Below are 2,842 nucleotides of genomic sequence, written 5' to 3'. Positions count from 1 at the left end.
GGTGGAGAGATCGCCGACCGTGGTCGCGCCGAAGGCGGCGATCTGCGAGGTGGAGAAGTCTCCGGCGTCGATGGCGTCGAGATAGGCGGCGGAGAGACCGCCGATCTGCGTGGCGGCGAGGCCGCGGACCTGGGTCGAGGTCAGGTCGGCGACCTGTGTGGTGGAGAGATTGCCGAGGGCTGTCGTGGTCAGCCGGCCGAGCTGCGTGGCGGTGAGGCCGGCGAGCTGTGTGGTGTTCCAGGCCTGGACTTCAGTCGAGGCAAGGCTGCCGAATGCGGTGGCGGAGAGGGCGCCGATCTGCGTGGCGGTGAGGCCTTCCGCCTGAGTGGTGGAGAGATTGCCGGCGGCGGTGGCGTCGAGGCCGGCGATCTGGGAGGTGGTCAGATTGGCGAGATTGATCGCGATCAGATCATCGGTGCTGAGCGCATTGAGCTGGGAAGTGGTGAGACCGCGCACCTGCGTCTGGCTGAACGAGGAGATCTGCGTCGTCGACAGATTGCTGATCGCGGTCGTGGTGAGCCTGCCGATCTGCGTGGAGGTGAGCGCGCCGAGCTGGGTGGCGTCCCAGCCCTCCAGCTCTGTGGAGGTGAGGGCGCCGATTTGCGACGCGGTGAGCGCCGCGACCTGGGTGGCGGTGAATTCGTCGGCCTGTGTGGTCGTCAGATTGCCGATCTGCGTGAGCGAGAGGCCGGCGATGGCGTTGGCCGAAAGCGCCGCGATCTGCGTCTGCGCGAAATATTGGAGATCGGTCGAGTTGAGGACGTTGAGCTGCGTCGATGTCAGCGCCGCCGTCTGCGTGGTGCTGAGCGCGGCGATGTCTGTCGTCGTCAGATTGGAGATGATGGTGGTGGTGAGCCCGGCAACCTGAGTCGCGGTGAGGGAGGTCAAGATCGAGGTCATCGGGCGCTCCGCTTCCAATGAAGCTGTTTACGAAGAAACGAAAGGGGACGGCGTTACGGTTCTCGGCCCGAGCGCAGGGGCTCGTTCCGCATTGGGCGTGAGCGCGAGATGCAGCGGGACGCGCGAGTGATCGCTCCGGCGCGAAAGCGCCGCCGGCTGAATCTGTCGTCACATGGGTTCGGAAAACACCGTCGCGCCTGGCCGTGCCTCCGGCGGATCCTCATGAGCCGAATGAGCTCGAGGGTCCGAATGCCGGGCCGGCGGCGGACAGATCATCTGTCCTGTTCGGCGCGAATGCGAGGCCGTCTTGGATCGGAGGCTTCGCGGTGTGGATAATCACATGGAGGTCTTAACAAACATCTAAATGAAAGAGCTAATGAATTGCTATTGTTTCGGTTAGAGCGCGCCGCGTTCCGATCGCGGAGAGACGTTCTGAGCGGCGTCGATTTTTGCACCGGGATCATCGTCGCCGGCGTGGCGTGATTTGCTCCAGCCCCGCAGCCGATTTCCGCGCCGCATCGGCGCGATCCTTCTTGCCAGCCTCGTCAAATCGCATTGCTGCGGCGAGAAAAGCGGCGCGCGCTTCCGACTTATGGCCAGATCGCGCCTCCGACGCGCCGAGATCGTTCAGAGCGATCGCCTGCCAAAGGCGGTCGCCGGACTGCTCGAAGAGCGTCAGGGCCTCCCGAAAGGCAGAGCGGGCTTCCGCCTCGCGCCCGGAGCGAGCCTCGATGGTTCCGAGAGCATGGAGAGAGCCGGCCTTCCCTCGCCGAGAGTCGATCTGTTCAAAGAGCGCCAGCGCGTTACGAAAGTACACGCCCGCCTTCTCGTCGTTTCCATTCGAGCGTTCGATCTCGCCGAGCCGAATGAGCGTATTCGCTTGTCCCGAGCGTTCGCCGATCAGACTGAATAGAGACAATGCGCTGCGATAGGCGATGCGTGCCTCGTCGTCTCGTCGCTGTTCGGTGGCGAATTCGCCGATGCCGTACAACGTCGTGGCCTGTCCCAGCCGATCATCGGCTTTTTGATAGAGCGCCAATGCTTTCTCATCGGCCTCATGGGCCGCATCGGCGCGTCCGTGGCGGCGGTGCAGATCACTGAGGCTGGCCCATGCGCTCGCCTGCCCGGATAGGTTCTTCGCCAATTCGAACGACGTCAGCGCCTCTCGATACGCGGCCTTCGCATCCTCTTCGCGTCCCGACCGCGCCTCTATGCGCCCGATGCCCAAATGAGCGTTGCCGCTCGCGAGAGATTGCTGAGACAGGGAAGCGAAACGTGCGGCCTCGCGATAGGCGGTTCGCGCAGCTTCGTCATGCTCGAGAAGACGCTCGACTTCGCCGACGCCGAGCCAAGCGTTGGAGCGCCCGAGCGGGTTATCGATCTGGGCATAGCGCTGCAGAGCCTTGCGAAAAGACGTGCGCGCATCGTCGTAATGTCCGCGTCCACATTCGGAAAAGCCGATGCCGACCAGCGCATCGGCTTGTCTCCTTTCGGTACCTGCTTCGCCGAATGCGGCCAGCGCGTCTTCATAGGCCGACAGCGCATCGGTGAAATGTCGCGCTCGTATCTCGCGTTCGCCTCGGATGAAGCTTTTGTCTCCGCGCGTCCAGGCGATGGGATGGAGCCAAGCGCGGAACGCGTCGCCGAACTCCCAGAGTCCGAGCCGGCTTTCGATCAGGGGCCAATTCCTGCCGAGGAAAACTCCGCCGACCGTGAGGCAGCAATAGACGATAATTGTCGTTCGCAGGGAAAGAGCCAGTCGGAAACTCTGCCTCGATTGACCGAAATCCCATTTGACGATGCTCGGCCACGCTTGCGCGGCGCGGTCGCTCCTAGCATTACAGTTGCGTATTTTAACGGTTTCTGACTCACTGAGCCACCATGATTCGGTTCGGGGGTCATGGGATGGCGGGAGCTTCGATCGAGACGACGCTGGAGTTGT

Annotated in this window: 1 protein-coding gene and 2 pseudogenes; all 3 read right to left on the bottom strand. The window is 63.2% G+C overall.

The genetic code is table 11. From position 1 onward, the window contains the following. Positions 1 to 900 (bottom strand): annotated as a pseudogene (locus FMZ75_RS20945) (hypothetical protein); the annotation flags it as partial. 460 nt (positions 901 to 1,360) lie between these two features. After that, complete coding sequence (locus tag FMZ75_RS21825; RefSeq protein ID WP_246729198.1) at positions 1,361 to 2,128, bottom strand: tetratricopeptide repeat protein; 768 nt, start codon at positions 2,126 to 2,128, stop codon at positions 1,361 to 1,363. Positions 2,129 to 2,230: 102 nt separating this feature from the next. Next, positions 2,231 to 2,362, bottom strand: a pseudogene (locus tag FMZ75_RS22330) (hypothetical protein); the annotation flags it as partial. Positions 2,363 to 2,842 lie beyond the last annotated feature (480 nt).

This window comes from Methylosinus sp. RM1 (genome assembly GCF_011378635.1).
GTDB classification, from domain to species: domain Bacteria; phylum Pseudomonadota; class Alphaproteobacteria; order Rhizobiales; family Beijerinckiaceae; genus Methylosinus; species Methylosinus sporium.
Note: the sequence above shows the minus strand (reverse complement) of the source record. Positions and strands in the feature narration are given on the sequence as shown.